The sequence below is a fragment of the Microbulbifer mixtoriginis (SeqCode) genome (assembly GCF_052467515.1).
The window spans coordinates 4,544,449-4,563,741 of record NZ_CP174314.1 but is presented as its reverse complement, the minus strand read 5'-3'; the positions used below and the strand labels follow the sequence as shown (position 1 = coordinate 4,563,741).

General features: G+C 51.6%; 16 protein-coding genes. 8 read left to right on the top strand and 8 right to left on the bottom strand.

Features of this window, described 5'->3' with window-relative positions:
* Positions 1-11: 11 nt before the first annotated feature.
* From yidC to rpmH, 4 genes are read right to left on the bottom strand one after another with little or no spacing between them, the layout of a single operon-like run.
* A complete protein-coding gene (gene yidC, locus ACJJIT_RS19695; protein ID WP_444899435.1) occupies positions 12-1,679 on the bottom strand; it encodes a membrane protein insertase YidC in 1,668 nt (555 codons plus the stop codon).
* A gap of 8 nt (positions 1,680-1,687) precedes the next feature.
* A complete protein-coding gene (gene yidD / locus ACJJIT_RS19690) occupies positions 1,688-1,921 on the bottom strand; it encodes a membrane protein insertion efficiency factor YidD (protein WP_083922742.1) in 234 nt (77 codons plus the stop codon).
* On the bottom strand, positions 1,918-2,304 hold the full coding sequence (rnpA, locus tag ACJJIT_RS19685) for a ribonuclease P protein component (protein WP_444899434.1): 387 nt from the start codon (positions 2,302-2,304) through the stop codon (positions 1,918-1,920). Before rnpA ends, yidD begins: the two co-directional genes overlap by 4 nt.
* A 27-nt stretch (positions 2,305-2,331) precedes the next feature.
* Positions 2,332-2,466, bottom strand: coding sequence for a 50S ribosomal protein L34 (rpmH, locus tag ACJJIT_RS19680; protein WP_020413885.1), 135 nt, complete (start codon positions 2,464-2,466; stop codon positions 2,332-2,334).
* Between the two features lie 507 nt (positions 2,467-2,973).
* Between rpmH and dnaA the strand changes: the two genes are divergently transcribed.
* The 4 genes from dnaA (at position 2,974) to gyrB (ending at position 9,490) form a co-directional block, all read left to right on the top strand.
* Positions 2,974-4,680: a chromosomal replication initiator protein DnaA gene (gene dnaA, locus ACJJIT_RS19675; protein WP_444899433.1), complete on the top strand. Its 1,707-nt coding sequence runs from the start codon at positions 2,974-2,976 to the stop codon at positions 4,678-4,680.
* 32 nt (positions 4,681-4,712) lie between these two features.
* Entirely contained in the window at positions 4,713-5,819 is a 1,107-nt protein-coding gene (gene dnaN / locus ACJJIT_RS19670) for a DNA polymerase III subunit beta (protein ID WP_252083962.1), read from the top strand.
* Between the two features lie 125 nt (positions 5,820-5,944).
* Entirely contained in the window at positions 5,945-7,048 is a 1,104-nt protein-coding gene (recF, locus tag ACJJIT_RS19665; protein ID WP_444899432.1) for a DNA replication/repair protein RecF, read from the top strand.
* Between the two features lie 21 nt (positions 7,049-7,069).
* Positions 7,070-9,490, top strand: a complete 2,421-nt coding sequence (gene gyrB / locus ACJJIT_RS19660; protein ID WP_444899431.1) for a DNA topoisomerase (ATP-hydrolyzing) subunit B — start codon at positions 7,070-7,072, stop codon at positions 9,488-9,490.
* Between the two features lie 82 nt (positions 9,491-9,572).
* On the opposite strand, the gene ACJJIT_RS19655 is transcribed toward gyrB, so the two are convergent.
* Positions 9,573-10,469: a LysR family transcriptional regulator gene (locus tag ACJJIT_RS19655; protein ID WP_444899430.1), complete on the bottom strand. Its 897-nt coding sequence runs from the start codon at positions 10,467-10,469 to the stop codon at positions 9,573-9,575.
* Between the two features lie 96 nt (positions 10,470-10,565).
* On the opposite strand from ACJJIT_RS19655, the gene ACJJIT_RS19650 reads away from it, so the two are divergent.
* Entirely contained in the window at positions 10,566-11,072 is a 507-nt protein-coding gene (locus ACJJIT_RS19650) for an SRPBCC family protein (protein ID WP_252083966.1), read from the top strand.
* 260 nt (positions 11,073-11,332) lie between these two features.
* Here ACJJIT_RS19650 and ACJJIT_RS19645 read toward each other — a convergent pair whose 3' ends face one another.
* On the bottom strand, positions 11,333-12,013 hold the full coding sequence (locus ACJJIT_RS19645) for a phosphoadenosine phosphosulfate reductase domain-containing protein (RefSeq protein WP_444899429.1): 681 nt from the start codon (positions 12,011-12,013) through the stop codon (positions 11,333-11,335).
* A gap of 137 nt (positions 12,014-12,150) precedes the next feature.
* Positions 12,151-12,594: a GNAT family N-acetyltransferase gene (locus ACJJIT_RS19640; protein WP_444899428.1), complete on the bottom strand. Its 444-nt coding sequence runs from the start codon at positions 12,592-12,594 to the stop codon at positions 12,151-12,153.
* Between the two features lie 229 nt (positions 12,595-12,823).
* Between ACJJIT_RS19640 and ACJJIT_RS19635 the strand changes: the two genes are divergently transcribed.
* Positions 12,824-14,992, top strand: coding sequence for a TonB-dependent receptor family protein (locus ACJJIT_RS19635; protein ID WP_444899427.1), 2,169 nt, complete (start codon positions 12,824-12,826; stop codon positions 14,990-14,992).
* A gap of 76 nt (positions 14,993-15,068) precedes the next feature.
* Here ACJJIT_RS19635 and ACJJIT_RS19630 read toward each other — a convergent pair whose 3' ends face one another.
* Complete coding sequence (locus ACJJIT_RS19630; RefSeq protein WP_444899426.1) at positions 15,069-16,256, bottom strand: class I SAM-dependent rRNA methyltransferase; 1,188 nt, start codon at positions 16,254-16,256, stop codon at positions 15,069-15,071.
* A gap of 379 nt (positions 16,257-16,635) precedes the next feature.
* Between ACJJIT_RS19630 and ACJJIT_RS19625 the strand changes: the two genes are divergently transcribed.
* Both ACJJIT_RS19625 and ACJJIT_RS19620 read left to right on the top strand, forming a co-directional pair.
* Positions 16,636-17,622: a GlxA family transcriptional regulator gene (locus ACJJIT_RS19625; RefSeq protein ID WP_444899425.1), complete on the top strand. Its 987-nt coding sequence runs from the start codon at positions 16,636-16,638 to the stop codon at positions 17,620-17,622.
* A gap of 330 nt (positions 17,623-17,952) precedes the next feature.
* Positions 17,953-19,227, top strand: a complete 1,275-nt coding sequence (locus tag ACJJIT_RS19620; protein WP_444899424.1) for a serine hydrolase domain-containing protein — start codon at positions 17,953-17,955, stop codon at positions 19,225-19,227.
* The last annotated feature ends 66 nt before the right edge of the window (positions 19,228-19,293 follow it).

Sequence of the window (19,293 nt, the reverse complement as noted above, 5' to 3'; positions counted from 1 at the left end):
TGGATACTTGATCAGTATTTTCCGGCATCCACCTGCTTGTTGATATACCAAGTTTGACCGATGGTGATCAGGTTGTTGGCGATCCAGTACAGTACTAGGCCAGCCGGGAACCACAGGAAGAATACCGTCATCATCACCGGCATCAACTGCATGATACGGGCCTGGGTCGGGTCGGTGGGGGCCGGGTTTAGCTTCTGCATAAACCACATGGACAGGCCCATCAGTACTGGCAGGATGAAATAAGGGTCCTTTGCCGACAGGTCGTGAATCCAGAAGATCCAGGGCGCGTGGCGCAGCTCTACGGTTTCGGTGAGCATCCAGTAGAGGGCGATAAACACCGGCATCTGCAGTAGGATCGGCAGGCAGCCCCCCATGGGATTGATCTTCTCGCGGCGGTAGAGCTTCATGGTCTCTTCCGCCAACTTCTGACGATTGTCCTTGTACTGCTCCTGCAGTTTTTTCATCTGTGGAGCAAACTTGCGCATGCGCGCCATAGACTTGGTGCCTGCGGCGGACAGCGGCAGCAGCAGTGTCTTGATAAAGACGGTGAGCAGGATAATCGCCCAGCCCCAGTTACTGACAATATGCTCCTGGATAAAGTGCAGTACGCGGAACAGCGGCTTGGCAATCCACCACAGCCAGCCGTAATCCACGGTCAGGTCTAGGTAGGGTGAGATCTCCTCTAGGCGGTAGACATCCTTGGGGCCGGCATAGAAGGAAGCGCTCAGCTCGCCCTGAGTCGCGGCGGGGATTTGTACCGGCTGGGCGGTGAAGCCCATACGGAAGAGTCCGTTGGACAATTCGCGCAGCTCAAAAGTGTTGCGTTCATCCTGTGGGGGAATCCAGGCGCTAAGGAAATAGTGCTGCACCATGGCTACCCAACCGCCTTCGACTGTGGTGCGGGTGGGTTTCTCGGCGATTTCCTCAAAATCCTGCTTGAAGTAATTTTCTTCGTTGGTGTGAAGAGCGGCACCGAGGAAGGGTGACATACCAAAACCGGTATCAGTCACCGGTTCACTGGCATCGCGCTTGATCTGGCCAAACATGGCGGCGGACCAGGGCTTGGCGCTGGTGTTATCTACCAGGTAGGCCACCTGAACGAGGTAGTCCCCACGCTTGAAGGTGTAGCGTTTGGTGATATTTGCACCTTCTTGCTGCAGGGTCAGGTCCACAATCAGCTGATCCTGCCCTTCCACCATGGCGTAGTTGGTCTTTTCAACCTTAAATAGGGGGCGGCCAGCGGCGCTATCGGTACCGTTGTTACCGATCAGACCACTCTGGGCGATATAGGTGTGATAGCGAGTCTGGTTTAACAGGATTAAGGGCTGGTCAGGCGTATCCAGCTTTTCCTGGAACTGTCGCAGGGCCACTTTTACGATATCACCGCCACGAGGATCAATGAGCAGATCAAAGACGTCGGTGGTGACATTGATGAGCGTGCGTTGGCCGCTATCGGTGCCTGTCTCTGCTGGCGCTTGGGACTCCAGTTGGGGTACATCGCCATTGCCGTTTTCGCTGGTCTGCGCCGGGATTTGGCTGCCGCTCTGTATATCGTTGTGAACTATGGTTTCGCGGTCGAGTTCAGGAGTGTGCTGCTCTTGAAATGCATTCCACTGGAAGATAAGTGCGAGGAGAACCGCGAGAATTCCACCTAGCAGCGTATAGCGTTGCCAATCCATCTTAATACCTAGAGCGTGTTCTTGTGTTTGGTGGGGGGAACCGGGTCCAGTCCACCAGGGTGCCAGGGGTGGCATTTTATAAGGCGGCGCGCAGTTAAATAACCCCCCTTTAAGGCTCCGTGAGTTTCAATCGCCTCTTCGGAGTATCGCGAGCAGGTCGGGTAAAAGCGGCACTGGTTACCTACCCATGGGCTGGCCAGATAGCGGTAGACGTGTATCAGCTTGATCAGTAGCCACTTCATGACTTCGATTGTGGCTGTTGCGCGCGCTTGGCCAGCTTGCGCCAGAGCTTGTTTAGTGTCTTCGCCAGTGAGGCCTTATCCAGATCTGCAACCCCCGGGCGAGCCAATACTACAGCATCCAGCGGCGGCAACTGGTGTTGCTGCAAGCGGAAGGTTTCTCGGGTAATTCGCTTGATTCGATTGCGGTCGGAGGCGTTGCGCACATGCTTCTTGGCAATTACCAAGCCGAGGCGCGGATGCTCAGAATCACTGGGGCATGCGAGGATCAGGAGGTGGGGATGCGCGGCGCGCACAACGTTTTCATTGAAAACCTTGCGATACTGCGCCGCATTAAGCAGGCGCAGAGTCTTGGCAAATCCAAAGCTGCTGCGCACCTGCTGCATAGGGAGAATCTCTAAAAAGAAGAGATATTATGCAGACAGTACTTTGCGGCCTTTAGCGCGGCGGCGGGCCAGGATTTTACGGCCGTTTTTAGTTGCCATACGAGCGCGGAAACCGTGAGTGCGTTTGCGCTTCAAGTTGCTGGGTTGAAATGTGCGTTTCATAGTCTTGCTACCTGAGACTTTGTGTTCAAGATTTCTCGGGACCATCCCCGGCCGCGGCCTGGGCTCCGGTCCGGCACAGAGCCGGCGCAGACGGAGCTACGCGCTGCGAAGGCCGCGGATTGTATAGAAAGGCAGCAGTGAAAGCAACGCACAGACGGGAGATATTCGGCTTGTTTACCACTAAATCACTGATGCCAAATAACGGCTACCAGACAAGCCCTTGAGCTACCTGATGTATTTCGTGATGCCCACCGATTGACCCCAAGATATGCACAGGTAGTTGTGGATAAAGTTCCAAAGGCGTAGGCTTCAATTGTCTAATTGTTACGCAAATACCTGATTGCATGGACATTTTTGCGCAATTTTTTCAACAGCGCCACGCTTTCTTGTGGATAACCCATCGATGGAAAGGTATACTGCGCCGATCTTATTTGACGGCTAGGGCACTCCAGTCCTTTCATGCCGTTGTCTCCGTGGTCTTACCATTTTGGGGTTTTGGGGGGTTTCTTGACTGAATCCGTTTGGAAGCAGTGCGCGAGCTGTTTGCAGGATGAGCTGCCATCTCAGCAGTTCAATACCTGGATCAGACCGCTGCGCGTCAATCCCGCGTGTGCAGAGGGCGAGTTGCGACTGGTTGCACCAAATCGCTTTGTACTGGACTGGGTTGGCGGTAAATTCCTTCATCGTATCCGCGAGCTGGTCCACCAGTTCTCTCCTGGACAGCCACTTCAAGTAGGGCTGGAGATCACTGCTCGTCGCCCCGCGCGTTTTCAGCGTAGTCGCGCAGCAATGGAAGCGGCTCCTGTACCGGCTCCCGTGCCCCCTACGGCTCCGGTTGCCAGTGCTATGCCGCCGCCGATAGCACCTACAACTTCCCCAGCACCTTCTGTTTCATCGGGTTCGGTGGATTTTTCCACAACACCTGGTGTGGTTTCTCCCTCTGTCTCTCAGGGGTTTATGAGCCATGCGGAGCCACAGGCTCCAGTTTCCAATCAGCCGCTGAATGGTGGCGGCTTTGGTGGTGGCCCTGGTGTAAATCCTCATTCAATACTGGAAGAGGAGACCAACTCCAGACAGGTCAGCAAGGGGGAGCAGGCGGTATCCGATATTCGTCCTGCGGTAATGAGCGACATGGTGCGTTCTATCCCGGAACAACCCGCGCGGCAGGTTGAGGTTGAGGGCGCCATTAAGCACGGCAGCTCCCTCAATCGAAACTTCACCTTTAAATCTTTTGTTGAAGGTAAGTCCAACCAATTGGGCTTGGCTGCTGCGCAGCAAATCTCCGACAACCCTGGTGGCGCCTACAACCCGCTCTTTATTTATGGTGGTGTGGGCCTGGGTAAAACGCACCTTATGCATGCGGTGGGCAATGCGTTGTTAGAGCGCAATCCCAATGCCAAAGTGGTCTACCTGCACTCTGAACGTTTTGTCGCGGATATGGTGAAGGCTCTACAGCTCAACGCCATCAGCGATTTTAAGCGCTATTACCGTTCTGTGGATGCGCTGCTGATTGACGATATTCAGTTCTTTGCTGGTAAGGAGCGCTCTCAGGAGGAGTTTTTCCACACTTTTAATGCGCTTCTCGAGGGTGGCCAACAGATTATCCTGACCTGCGACCGCTATCCCAAGGAGATCGACGGCCTTGAAGAGCGCCTCAAGTCCCGCTTTGGTTGGGGCCTGACTGTGGCTGTGGAACCGCCTGAACTGGAGACGCGGGTAGCCATATTAATGAAGAAAGCGGAGCAGTTCGGTGTAGAGTTACCCCACGATTCCGCTTTCTTTATCGCGCAGCGTATCCGCTCTAATGTGCGCGAGCTAGAAGGCGCCCTGCGCCGTGTGATAGCCAACTCCCAATTTACCGGCCGTGCCATTGACGATGTATTGGTGCGCGAGGCCCTCAAGGATCTACTCGCCTTGCAGGATCGTTTGGTGAGTGTGGACAATATTCAACGCGTGGTGGCCGAGTACTACAAGATCAAGGTGGCCGACCTGTTGTCCAAGCGCCGCAGCCGCTCTGTCGCGCGTCCGCGTCAGGTGGCTATGTCTCTGGCTAAAGAGTTGACCAACCACAGTTTGCCAGAGATTGGCGATGCCTTTGGCGGGCGTGACCACACTACGGTCTTGCATGCCTGCCGCAAAATTCGCGAATTGCAGGAGTCTGATGCGGATATCCGCGAGGACGTAAAGTTACTGACACGGTCGTTGACCACTTAATCGAATAACTGACAAACAAGGCGAAACTACCGATGAAATTCAATGTGAGCCGGGACGCCCTGCTGAAGCCCCTACAACTGGTAGCCGGTGTCGTTGAGAAACGCCAGACCCTGCCGGTCCTGGCCAATGTATTGATGCAATTACAAGGTCAGGAGTTGTCCCTGACTGGTACTGATCTCGAAGTGGAAATTGTCGGCCGCTTGCCGGTGGATGGCGTGGAAATGGAAGGTGAAGTAACTGTTCCAGCACGTAAGCTGCTGGATATCTGTCGCTCATTACCGGATGGCGCTGAATTAAAATTTGAGCGCGATGGCGAGCGCCTGGTATTGCGCAGTGGCCGCAGCCGTTTTCAGTTATCCACTTTACCCGCAGCGGACTTCCCCAATCAGGAGGAAGCCAGTGCCCAGACTCGATTCGATATTTCTCAGCGCGAGATTCGCCGTCTGATCGAGGCAACCAGCTTTGCCATGGCCCAGCAGGACGTGCGCTATTACCTGAATGGCCTACTGCTGGAGTGCCGCCCACAGCAGCTGCGCGCAGTCGCCACTGACGGTCACCGCCTGGCACTGTGCGACCGCGATGCTCCGGGCTTGAATGTATCGGCACCCATTCAGGCGATTGTACCGCGCAAGGGCGTGTTGGAATTGGGGCGTTTGCTGGAAGATAGCGACGTGCAGGCGCAGGTAGTATTGGGCAATAACCATATCCGTGTGATGAGTGGCCAGTTCACCTTTACCTCTAAGCTGGTGGATGGCAAGTTCCCGGATTATGAGCGCGTTCTGCCACGTGGTGCCGGCAACGTGGTCTATGCCGACCGTCAGGGCCTGCGTCAGGCTTTCTCCCGAGCAGCGATTCTTTCCAATGAAAAATATCGTGGGGTACGTTTGCAGGTCTCCGAGGGTTTGCTGCAGATTGTGGCCAATAACCCCGAGCAGGAGGAGGCCGAAGAGCAAATGATGGTGGATTACGTGGGGGAGCCCATGGAAATAGGCTTTAACGTTTCCTATTTGCTCGATGTTACTGGTGCTATTCACAGCGACCAGATTCGCATCAGTCTGGCGGATGCCAACAGCAGTGCTTTACTGCAGCAACCTGAGGACGGAGATGCCCTCTACGTGATTATGCCGATGCGTCTGTAAGCCCTGGTTAGTAAGCATTTGGCCCACAATCGAGAAGGGACCGCACTGTATTATCAACAGGCGGTCCCTTTATTTTTTCTGAATATTGCCGCTGAAATTTTCCCAGCCAGCGGGGCGAGGGGTCTATGGCGCTGACCCGCCTTCTGATTTCTAATTTTCGAAATATCTCTCATGCCGATCTGCTTTTGGACACTGGGGTTAACCTGTTCTGTGGCGTCAATGGCAGTGGCAAGACTTCCATTCTTGAAGCTGTTCATATGTTGGCTACAGGCCGCTCTTTTCGGTCTCGCCAGCACAAATCGGTTATCCGCCATGATCATTCAGGGCTCACGGTTTTTACCCAGCTGGATACGGGCTTCAATCTTGGGGTCGAGCGCCTAGCTGATGGCGGAGGCCGTGTGCGTATCAACCAGGCTGCGGCTGAGTCCAGTTCACAGCTTGCTAACTGTCTCCCATTACAACTGATTAACAGCGATAGTTTCTCCGCCCTGGATGGTGGCCCTGGAGTGCGCAGGCGACTTCTGGATTGGACAGTGTTCCACGTGGAACATCTCTTTGCTCAGCAATGGAAAAACTATCAAATCGCACTGAAGCAGCGAAATGCCTTGTTGCGACGTGGTAAAATCGATCCGGACGCGATCGGGATTTGGGAGCATCAGTTGTCCCAAAGTGGCGAACAGGTGGATACCCTGCGTCGCAGCCAATTCGAGCAATTGCGTGCGGCCGTAACAACGCTACTGGAAGAGTTACCTCCCAGCCTGCTAAATCGGGTGGATATGAGTTATCGACGCGGTTGGCGAAAAGAGGTTGAACTGGCCGAAGCGCTTAGAGAGTCTCGGGATAGTGATCTCAGTCAGGGACATACCCGCACTGGGCCTCACAGAGCAGATCTCCGTTTTACCGTTGCAGGTGAGCCTGCACACAATGTTTTATCCCGTGGCCAGCAGAAAATGCTGGTATGCGCCGTACGCACGGCTATGGCGCAGTTGGTTTGTCGTCACCGAGAGAAACCGGTATTTCTTGTGGACGACCTTCCAGCAGAGCTGGATGATCACAATCAGCAAGTTTTTGCCCAGTGGGTTGGTCGTTGTGCCAGCCAGGTACTGGTAACCGGAATAGATGAGGGCACTACAAGCCGCCCCTGGCGACAATTGGAAGCCCCTTGGAATTGCCCAAAAGTGTTCCACGTGGAACATGGGAATATCAGCGCCGATGCATCGGCTGCATAATAAGTTGAATGGAGCGAATAAATGTCAGAGCAGCAAAGCTATGACTCGAGCAGTATCAAGGTACTCAAAGGCCTGGATGCGGTGCGCAAGCGCCCCGGAATGTATATCGGTGATACCGACGATGGCACCGGCCTGCACCACATGGTGTTCGAGGTGGTCGACAACTCCATCGATGAAGCACTAGCAGGCCATTGCGATGAGATTCGCGTAACCATCCATCCGGATGAATCGATTTCCGTCTCAGATAACGGCCGTGGTATTCCAACAGAAATCCACCCAGAAGAGGGGGTTTCTGCAGCAGAAGTAATTATGACCGTGCTGCACGCCGGTGGTAAGTTCGATGACAATACCTATAAGGTATCCGGTGGTCTGCATGGCGTGGGTGTGTCGGTAGTAAATGCGCTGTCAAAAGAGTTGAAGCTGACTATTCGCCGTGGGGGTAAGATCCACGAGCAAACCTATCATCACGGTGTGCCCCAGGCTCCACTGGAGGTGGTGGGAGATAGTGATACCACCGGCACCACCGTGCACTTCAAGCCCTCTGCAGATACCTTCAGCAATATCGAATTCCATTTCGATGTACTGGCCAAGCGCTTGCGCGAGCTGTCCTTCCTCAATTCCGGTGTACGCATTGTCTTGAAGGACGAGCGTAGTGGTAAGGAAGAGGTCTATGAATACGAGGGCGGCTTGAGTGCCTTTGTGGAGTTTCTTAACCAAAACAAAACTCCCATCAACAAGGTGTTGCACTTCCAGAGCCAGCGCGATGACGGCATCGCCGTAGAAGTGGCGCTACAGTGGAATGACAGTTTCCAGGAAAGCATTTTCTGCTACACCAACAATATCCCTCAGCGCGATGGTGGCACCCACCTGGCAGGTTTCCGCGCGGCGCTGACTCGCGGTTTGAACACCTATATTGAGCGCGAGGGCCTGGGCAAAAAAGATAAGGTCAACACCACCGGTGACGATGCCCGAGAAGGCCTCACCGCGATTATCTCTGTGAAGGTACCAGACCCGAAATTCTCCTCGCAGACCAAAGACAAGCTGGTTTCCTCTGAGGTGAAGCCCGCTGTTGAGCAGGAGATGGGACACCATTTCAACGACTACCTGTTGGAGAACCCCCAGGAAGCCAAGTCCGTCGTTACTAAAATGATCGATGCGGCGAAAGCCCGTGAGGCGGCGCGTAAGGCGCGTGAGATGACCCGTCGTAAAGGTGCCTTGGATATCGCTGGTCTGCCCGGAAAACTGGCAGACTGCCAGCAGAAAGACCCAGCCTTGTCGGAAATCTACCTGGTGGAGGGTGACTCTGCCGGTGGTTCTGCTAAGCAGGGCCGCGATCGTCGTACCCAGGCGATCCTACCGCTGAAGGGCAAAATCCTCAATGTGGAAAAAGCGCGCTTCGACAAAATGCTCTCCAGTGCCGAAGTGGGCACCTTGATCACCGCACTGGGCTGTGGCATCGGTAAGAGCGAATTCAACCCCGATAAGCTGCGTTACCACAGCATCATCATCATGACCGATGCGGATGTGGATGGAGCCCATATCCGCACATTGCTGCTGACATTCTTCTTCCGCCAGATGCCGGAGTTGATTGAGCGTGGCCATATCTATATCGCCCAGCCGCCACTGTATAAGATTTCCAAGGGTAAGCAGGAGCAGTACTTAAAAGATGAGGGTGCTCTGACTCAGTTCCTCACCAACGCCGCCCTAGAAGGCGCCACATTATTTGTGAACCCGGATGCCCCTGGACTATCTGGCGCTTCCCTGGAAAGCCTGGTGGGCGAGTATCGCAGTGTGCTGGCTACTATTGATCGTCTGTCCCGCCTGTATCCAGAAGAGGTGCTGCGCAGCATGATCTACCTGCCCAGCTTGTCTCAGGAAGACCTGCAGTCCCAGGACAAAGTCGCGGCTTGGAGTGAGAAGCTCCAGGAGAAACTCGGCGATGAAGAGAGTGGTGGAACCCGTCGTCACGAAGTGACGGTTCAGGAAAACACCGAGCGCGGCCTATTCCTGCCCCATATCCATATCGTGGCCCACGGTGTCGGCAGTGACTACCTGATTAACCACGAGTTCTTCGATTCCGCCGAGTATGCGTCTATCTGCGCTCTGGGTGAGAAAATGGTGGGGCTGTTGGAAGAGGGTGCCTTTATCCAACGCGGCGAGAAGCAGCACCCTGTTGGCAGCTTCCCTGAAGTGATGGACTGGCTGATGGGCGAGAGCCGCAGAGGCTACGGTATCCAGCGCTATAAGGGGCTAGGTGAGATGAACCCGGAGCAGCTTTGGGAAACTACCATGGACCCAGAGAGCCGTCGTATGCTGCAGGTAACTGTTGAAGATGCTATCGCAGCAGATCAGATCTTTACCACCCTAATGGGGGATCAGGTAGAGCCACGCCGTGACTTTATCGAGACCAATGCCTTGGCGGTAGAAAACCTGGATGTTTAAGTCTTCCAGACGCTCTTGCGCTTAAAAATAGATGGATTACCTGGGGCGGTTTTATACCGCTCCAGGCAAATATCGATCGAAATCACCCCGCCAGCTTGCCTTTCAACTTATCCTCAAGGCGCCTGAATAGACTCACAACAAACTCTCGAAAGACTTTAAAGCGCAGCACATTGCGGTGTTCCGGTGTAGAGACCAGCCACAGATCGTGCAGGCTGGAAGGCTCCGCGCCGGGTAAGCGAATTACTCCATTAATCCCATCGGCGAGAAAGCAGGGAAGCCTGGCTAAGCCCAGTCCGCTTCTGACGGCTTCTAGCTGTATCAGGCCATGGCTGATCTGATGTTGATAGGGCAAATCCGGATAAGGGGTGTTTTGGGCCCAGTTCACCCTGCCATCCTCACTGCTCCAGCCGAGCCAGCGGCCGTGTTCTGGTAGTGATTCTGCAATATAGGCTGGCGAGCCGTAACAGCAGCTAGGTAGGTTGGTAAGCTTACGGGCAATAAACCTTTCGGGTACCTCTGCACCTTTGGGCAGGATTCTCAAAGCCACATCCGCCTTGTGTTTCTCGAGGCTGAGCACCTGGCTGGTCACTAGGAGCTGAACGTTTATCTGTGGGTAGTCATTGGTGAACTCATTGAGGTGCGGAATCACAAGATGGGAGGCCACGACATCAGGCATGGTAACGCGTATTTCCCCAGAGAGCCGATGGCTACCACCCTGCAGGTGCTTCTGTGCCGCGTCGAGGTACTGCTCTGCGGATTTGGCATAACCGAGCATGGCTTCTCCATCTTCGGTTAGTTGATAACCTTTGGAGTTACGGTAAAACAGCCTGGCTTGAAGCCTCTCTTCAAGAGCGTCAATACGGCGGGATACAGTGGAGTGGCTCACTCCAAGGTCTTCGGCAACGCTGCGGGCACTATGACTCCTGGCAACCGCAATAAAGAACTGAATATCAGTCCATTCAATGGATCCTTTATGCAACACAGTGTCCTATTTTGTTATATTCCGTTGCAAATAGTGTCCAGTTAATCTGTCTCCCGTCAATGTTTATTGCACCGAACATCCTGGGAGAATCCAATGAAAATCGTTCAAGTTAAGAGAGAAGTTGCCATAGACCGCCCGATTGAGGAGGTCTGGAAAGTGCTTGCTGTGGATTTTGATACCGCTTACCAATGGATGACGCTGATACCGCATTCCTTTGCCAAAGAGGGTACACCGGTTGGCAATGCCAGTGTAAAAGGGCGTGTCTGTGTACTGACAAATAAAGGCCCCAATGGTCTTGTCGCTGATGAAACCATCACAAGATTTGATGATAAAAAGCATGAACTGGATGTGTCTGTAGAAACCAAGAACACACCGCCAGGATTTCCGGTGAAGAAAAGTTTATCGCAGTTTAAATTAGAGGCTTTATCCGAAAATGGGACAAGGGTGAGCTTCACTGCGAACATGGAGCTGGGTGCCATTGGTGGCGTACTGAGCCCGGTAGTGAAAAAAATGACGGGCACACAGTTTGGTAAAATGTTGGAGGACCTAAAAAATCATTTGGAAAAAGGCCGGCATCTTACCGGTGAGGCCGCTGCTTAGTTGGCTGAATATTAAGAATATAGTTTTATAAGCCCTTCTGTTTCTGCTGTCAGCTAGCAGAAGGGAATGGGAAAAAAGCAAAGATAAAAAAATATTTTTTGCAGAGAAATCTGACAAAAGCCAAAATTATGAATTACTAGATCTGCATAAATAAGAACTATTTGATCGCGGAAGATTGGGTATCTTGGAAGAAAAACTAAGGGAAAAAGAAAGTTTTTAGAAAAAAGGCGGAGAAAAAATTCCCCCGCCGATCTATGAATTTATTTCTCCAGTAATAACCCGCACTCGCGATGTTCTTCACCCTTGGTCGGATCGAAATACACATCATTGTCCGGCAGTTCGTTTTCGTAAACGTACTCTTCTACATCAATCTCTTTCAAATGAAACATTGGCGCTACGCGAATGGTGCCGTGATTCCCCTGGGTAAAAACATCCAGGTTTTTACGATGTGCATTCTGATCGTGACGAATGCCGTTTAACCACACATCCGGTTTCAATTCCTGCATGGCGCGGTTAAACGGCTCGAGCTTGACCGTACGCGAAAAGAAGTCGTGCTCGGGAGTATCCAGGGCTGGAATACCACCGTATACAGCGTTGTAGTGGGCCGCGGACATCTTTGGAGAGTAGGTACGCAGATTGAGGCCCAGCTGTTTTACCACATTTTCAATATGGCGATAGGTCTCAGGAGTGTTGTAACCGTGATCCACCCAGATCACCGGAATATCCGGCTTGGCTCTGCTCACAAGATGCAGAAAGGCCACAGCAAGGGGGCGGAAGTTGGTAAAGACTACCGGGTTCAGGGCCTTTTCCATGGTGAATTGCATGATTTCGCTGGGTTTAGCCTCAGCAAAAGTCTGATTCAATACTGCCAGGTTGGCATTGTGATGAAAGAAGCGGCCTCTCGAAGGCTGCAGGGCATTACTGGAAGCGTTGTATCCCATAAAAATCAGCGCATTGGAAAACTAGAATGGAAGTCATGCTACCCGGATAGCTTGTCGCGTAGAAACAATAAAAAGGAGTGAATCAATAAGCTTCGGTTATAAGTAATGGGTTGAACCTCGGATTTTAGGTTATGAATTCAGGGGCGAAGACCTCCACAGGACATAAAAATCTGATGCTGGCCATATTCGGCATTGTATCCACGCTGTGTTTCCACAAACCCATGTTTTTGCAGGAAATAACGCGTGCGCAGGTTTTCACGAAATACTTGAGCTTGGAGTTGTTTACATCCCCCGGCGACAGCCTGAAGTAAGGTGGCGCCAATACCACAGCCGGTGAACAGTGGGCTAACACAGAGGTGGGCGATGTTATCCCTGTCCACCAGGGTAATAAAAGCCTCTGCAACGGCGCTGTGGCGGCCGGTAAAGACCAGGCATTGGTTAGATCGGCGGCAGTCTCTACGAAATTCACTACGGCGCTGCAACCAGAACTGACGGGGCAGCGAAGGGTGTGAATTTGTTACAGCGTGTAGCCAGAGCTGTTCCAGCCTATCCAACTCTTTGAGTTCTGCCATTCGTATCATGGGCATTCCCAAAGTGGATACATGGGCCCAATGCTAGTCAGCTCAAAGAGTAGATCCTAGGAAACATCCAGTTATTAGGATAGAAACTAAAAACAAAGAGGTTTTTTCCTCGTAAAGGCGCCAAAAAACAAAAAAATGTTCTGTCATATCCCACCCTTCTAAGTGGTAAAATACAATCATTCTTATTAACAAAAACAATTACAAATTACTTAGATTCATTGGAGGGTTCATGAAGAGATTTTTCCTGTCGCCAATGGCTTTTGCCCTGGCGGTTGCTGTCGCAGCTCCCAGCCTCGCTGAGGAACGTTTAGAGAGCGTATCCGTTATTGGTAACTCCGATTCTGTCTCCAAGCTGCCGGGCTCCGCGCACCTGGTTGATGCCGAAGAGCTGGCAAAATTCGAGTTTGTGGATATCAACCGTATGATGCGCTCGGTTCCGGGGGTCTACATCCTTGAAGAGGATGGCTACGGTCTGCGCCCGAATATTGGAATTCGCGGTGCCCAGGGTGGGCGCTCCGCCAAAATTTCCCTGATGGAAGATGGAGTCCTGGTGGCTCCAGCACCTTACTCGGCACCGGAAGCGTATTATTTCCCGAGTGCCGGCCGCATGGATGCCATTGAAGTAGTGAAGGGCCCCGCTGCGTTGCAATACGGCCCATTCACCGTGGGTGGTGCGGTAAATATGTTGAGTACCCCTATTCCCACTTCCAGCCAGGGGATGGTGCAGCTGGAAGCCGGTGAATACGGTGAGACCCGTGTGCACGCACACTATGGCACCAGCACAGAAAATACCGGCTGGCTACTGGAGACCCAGCAACAGTATGCTGACGGTTTCCGCGAAATTGATCGATCTGGCAGTGCAGATATCGCCAAAGAAGACTATCTGCTGAAAGGTCGCCTCCAATCCAATGCGGATGCGACCTACCGCCAGCAGTTGGATATCAAGCTGCAGTACTCCGAAGAGGAGTCTGGCATGAGTTATCTGGGCCTAACGGATGCCGACTTTAAGAAAGATCCGAACCGTCGATACGGTATCAGCGCCCTGGATGAAATGCAGAATCGCCACAGCACTATCCAGCTGAACCACAGCATAGAACTGAGTGACAGTTTTACCCTGCATACCCAGGCTTACTACAACAAGTTTAAGCGCGACTGGTTCAAGGTCAGCGAGGGGGACTTGATAGATGCTGTTAATACCGGCGGCAGTGTTGATGGAGTTCTAGACCCACAGGCGGTATTGGATGGCACCGAGGATTACACCTTCGGTGTTAAGCACAACAACCGTGAGTACGAAGCCAAGGGCCTGCAGATCAGTGCCGATTGGCGCTTTAGCACTGGCACCGTCGCCCATGAATTAGCCTTCGGTATACGTCAACATCAGGATGAAGTCGACAGATATCAGCCCGTAGAAGTTTTTAATCAGACCGATGGCCAGCTGGTATACGAACGTGTTGAGCTGCCAAGTTCAAGCAATAACCGTGTTGAAGAAGCGGATGCAACTTCGTTCTTTATCTACGACGATATCCAGCTGAACGATAAGCTGACTCTCACTGCTGTTCTTCGCTACGAGGATATTGAGACCGAGCAGCAGCGCTATAACGACGCAGAGCGTACCGAGAAGGGCAGTTACCGCACCAATCAGGTGGATGAATGGCTGCCAGGTTTGGGGCTTGTTTACCAGGCAAGCGAACAGTGGAGCCTGCTGGCAGGTGTGCACCGTGGTTTTGCCCCTCCCGGTGCAGGTGCAGCCGATGGCCAGGGGCCGGAGTTATCCACAAACTATGAATGGGGTGCTCGCTTCGATAACGGCAGCCTGAATGCCGAATTGATCGCCTTCTATAGTGACTATGAAAATGCTGTGCAAAACTGCTCGGTGGCGGTGAAATGCCCCAATGGTGCTGAGAGTGGAACCTACCAGTTGGGTGAAGCAGAAATCAAAGGGCTGGAAGCTACGTTTGGAAGTGAGTGGGTGCTCACAAATGGTTGGATACTACCAGTGCGGGCAACCTATACCTTTACTGATGCAGAAATCAGTGAAGATAGTGACGGCAATGACCTGCTTGCCGGCGATAATCTAGAATATCTGCCGGAAAATGTTTTTGCCGTATCCGCCGGCCTCGATAGCGGTGCAGCCTGGCGTTTAAACCTGACCGCGGCTTACCAGGACGAGATGTGTGTGAATACCGGTTGTAACCGGGGGAATACCGATAAATTCGATTACACAGAGTCTCTGTGGGTTGTGGATGCCGCTGCGCACTACGATTTCAGCGGAGACCTGACCGGTTACCTGAAAGTGGATAACCTGTTTGATGAGCAGGTGATTATCAGCCGCAGTCCCGATGGTGCCCGCGCCAACCGGCCGCGCACCGCCACACTGGGTATGAAATACGTTTTCTAATCCCACAGAGTGACAGAGCACTCAATTAGAAACCCCGGCTTTCGCCGGGGTTTCTTTTATAGCGAATAGATGCACGCTACCAGCGGCTGCCGCCCAGATGGGCAAAGTGAGCCTTAAGGTAGTTGGTCTCAGGAATTGCCGGATGTATTGGATGGTCTGCGCCCTGGCCACCGCTGGCGAGTATTGAAGCTCTACGGCCCAATCGGTGCGCCGCACCGCGTACACAGTCGAGCAGTTCATCCGATTGTAAATGCATAGAGCAGGAAGCACTTACTAACAAGCCATCCTGTGACAGTAAACGCATAGCCAGTTCGTTAATGTGGCGGTAAGCGGCAAGGCCGGCCTTGTGATCTTTGCGTCTTTTAATAAACGCGGGGGGGTCGAGCACTATGACATCAAACTTCTCGCCCTCGGCCACCATGGCCTTCAGAACCTCTAGCGCCTTACCTTGCACGGTATCCAGTCTGTCGGCAAAACCGTTGTGCTGTGCATTCAATTGACACCAGTCCAGGGCCTGCTGCGAGGCATCTACACAAACTGCGTGACTGGCGTCGTTGGCCAGAGCCTGGATTCCCCAGCCGCCCGCATAGGAGAAAAGGTCCAACACACGCTTCCCTCGTACCCAGCGGTTTAACAGGCGGCGGTTTTCGCGGTGATCGTAGAACCAACCGGTTTTTTGCCCCTGGTGAACTGGCGCCAAAAGCGGAACGCCATTTTCCTCAAAGGGCACTAGTTCTGGCACTTCTCCGTAAGCAATCTGGTTAATGAGGGGCATATCCTCAACTGCACGGCCCTGGTGATCATTGCGCAGTAAAATTCCTGTAGGTTGAGTCAGCTCGATTAACTTATCCACAACCACCTGTTGGTAGCGATCCATGCCCCAGTTGCTGACTTGTACGACTATATGATCGTTAAAGCGATCAACGACCAGCCCCGGTAGGGCATCGGAATCTCCGTAAACCATACGGTAGCTGGGGTGGTCGAAGTAGCGTTGCCGCTGTAGCAATGCAGTTTGCAAGCGCTCACTAATGTCGTCTTCGGAAAAATTGTCCTTGCGGCTCAATAGGCGGGCGCAGATTAATTGACTGGGGTTGACCCAGGCTGTGCCCAGAAGTTTACCCTGACTATCCAGAACCTGGCACTGGCTCCCCGCTTCCAAGCCTTTCAGCGGGGAGCGCTTGGTGTCCACCTCATTACTGTATATCCACAGGTGGCCGCGCTTTAAACGGCGCTCTGCGCCGCGATTCAATATTAATTCCGCCAATTGGGGTCTCCGTAAGCTGGGGTGATTCGCGGAGGCAATTGTGCTTGGCTCGGGGGATAGGTCAAGGATTTCGAGTCTTTGTGGATAAACAGGATCGATGTGCAGTGATCAAAGAGCAAAGTGCGAGTAAAAGTGTGAATAACTAGCTACTGGGTCATCTTGTGGATAACCCACAGGAATTCAGATATTAAGTAAGCAGAGTAGCTCACTAAAGATGTGAGCACTTACAAACATAATGTATTCTCGACAATAAATGTAGTCACAACCTCTGCAGGAGAAGGGGTATTTAGCAGAAATGGTTGGTAAAGTGCGAATTAATCGGCAGAATTTACCGCCAAGATAAAATTGTGCCTTGTTGGCGTTGTGGAAAACTCTATCAATGAAATTGACTCAGGACCAGTCTATTCAAATTGCCATGTTTATCTATCCGGGCGCTTCCAGCTTGGATGTGACTGGGCCACTGGAGGTTTTTGCTCTGGCCAATCATCTCCTCCGTGAGGAGGGGCGTTACCCTTCTGACTTTTACAAAATCCAGTTATTGGCTGAAGAATCCGGGCTGGTACAGATGGGCACGGGTGTAAAGCTGTATGCGGATTGTGGATATCGTGAGGTGAAAGATATCCACACCCTGTTGATGAGTGGTGGGCCGCCTGGAAGTTATAAAGCCCTCTATTCCCAAACAGATATTCTCGACTGGCTGTGTGAACAAAAACAGGTGGTTAAACGGATGGGCTCAATTTGTAATGGTGCTTTGATTTTGGCTAAGGCTGGGGTGCTGTCTGGTCATAAAGCAACTACCCATTGGGCAAATGTGGATGAGCTACGGCAGTTTGCCGATATTGAAGTAGATCCTGATGCGATTTATGTATGTAATGATCATATTTATACCTCGGCCGGTATTACCGCGGGTATTGATCTCGCTCTGGCGTTAGTCGAGGAAGATCATGGGCGTAGTTTGGCACTGGCAATCGCCAAGCTAATGGTCCTCTATCTCAAGCGAGATGGCGGCCAGCGGCAATACAGCAGCCACTTGATGAATCAGCAACAGAGTGATCGCTTTGCCAGACTTGTCGAGTGGATTTACCAAAATTTAAATCAGTCTCTCACAGTAGAAAAATTGGCGCAGGAATCTGCTATGAGTCCCCGTAATTTTTCCCGCTGCTTTCTCAAGGAGCTGGGAGTGACCCCAGCGCGCTTTGTCGAAAATATCCGTGTGGAAAAAGCCTGCCAATTGTTGTCTGAACAAAACCTGTCGCAGGAAAAAATAGCCTGTCTATGTGGCTTTCAATCCCAGGAGCAATTGAGACGCACGTTTCGAAGACATAAAGGCATACTTCCCAGTGAGTTTCGCCGGCGATTTCATTAAATAAAACTACAAAGGCAAACTCATAATCCATCGTGAAATAATATTATTTTGTGTTCGGCTGTGTTCAATTGAGAATTAAATGAATTATTGGCCTTTTGATAATTTTTTAATTCTCCTGAATGACTGCTTTTTCAACTAAAAAAGATGAATAGTTACAGTATGGGAAAAACACTTTCTTAGATTGCTTCCCAATTAAAATGTCAGAATTCGTCGTAAGTGTGTCTCTTGTTCCAATAGCTGCAATGTAATAATTCTAGGTTCAAAATTTTTGGGTACGTGTTAACCGTTAGATCTCACAGATATGGCTTAGGGGCTAAATAGATAGATCAAATGAAAAATAAAAAGTTTGTGTTGGGTATCTTTGCCCTGCTGTCTTGTATTGGCTATTTGCTCTGGCCGGTTTATCAATTTTATGCCTGGTCTCTGGATTCGTTACCACTTAGTCCATTTGGTTGGCAAGCGTTAGCCACCGAGGCACCATCGACACAAAAGCTTTACCAAAAAGAGCTGCAACCGGCAGCAGATCAGTCGCTTAAAGCCATTGAAAAGCATCGCCAGAAGATTGGTTCTCCTGCAATTTCTGCTGCAGTCTCGACTTGTGGCAAGCTTGTTTGGGCTGGCGCATCTGGATGGGCAGATTTGGAAGAGCAAATACCTGTTACCACTGAGACACGTTTTCGTATCGGCAGTACCTCTAAGGCTCTGACTGGAACAGCTCTGGCGCGCTTGGCACAGAAGGGAAGTGTTGACCTTGACAGTTCAATATCAAACTACCTAGAAGCATTGCCCAACCCGGAATGGGCAGAGATAACTCCACGCCAGTTGGCCTCTCATATGTCGGGTTTACCACATTATAAGAAGAATTCTGATTGGCTTGGTTTGTATAAGACACTGGCACTGGACACTCATTACGATAGTATGTACCAGGCCCTGGAAATTTTTGACAATAGTGAATTGTTATTCCAACCAGGCACAAATTTTTATTACAGCACCTTGGGGACTGTTCTTCTGGGAGCAGTTCTGGCTGGTTCAGAGCAAAAAAGCTATTTGAATGTGATGGAAGACGAAGTCTTTATTCCTGCCGGAATGAAAAATACTGAGGTCTCTCCATTAAATGGCAATATGGAAAGAAATATTGCCCGTTTCTATAAAAGTAATGGTTTAAGCGGGGATGAACTTCGCCTGCGTGAATGGCGACCGGTGGATTTAAGTCATCGTCTGCCGGGAGGTGGTTTTATTTCCACACCCACTGACCTGGTAAAGCTTGGTGCACACTATCTCGACGACAACTTTTTAGCTGCTGAAACCCGGGAAGTTTTTTGGTCCCCACAAAAGCTTGCTAATGGAGAGGTCAATAAGCAGCACTATGCGTTGGGTTGGCGGTACCGAGAACAAGAAATTCCATCTGTGGGAATAGTGCGTCATGCTAATCATGGTGGTGTCAGCCGCGGCAGTCAAAGCTGGTTGATGATTATGCCGGATCACAACCTGTCAGTGGCAGTAAATATCAACCGTAAAACAAAAGCTTTTTGGGATTTTGGTCGTATCTCAATGGATATTGCTGAAGCTTTTATTCGGCAACAGGGTAAATTACGTTGTAAATAAAAAAACCGGCCAAGACCAATAGCTCGGCCGGTTTCTAAAAATACCCCCCTCTCTGTCAATCATTGG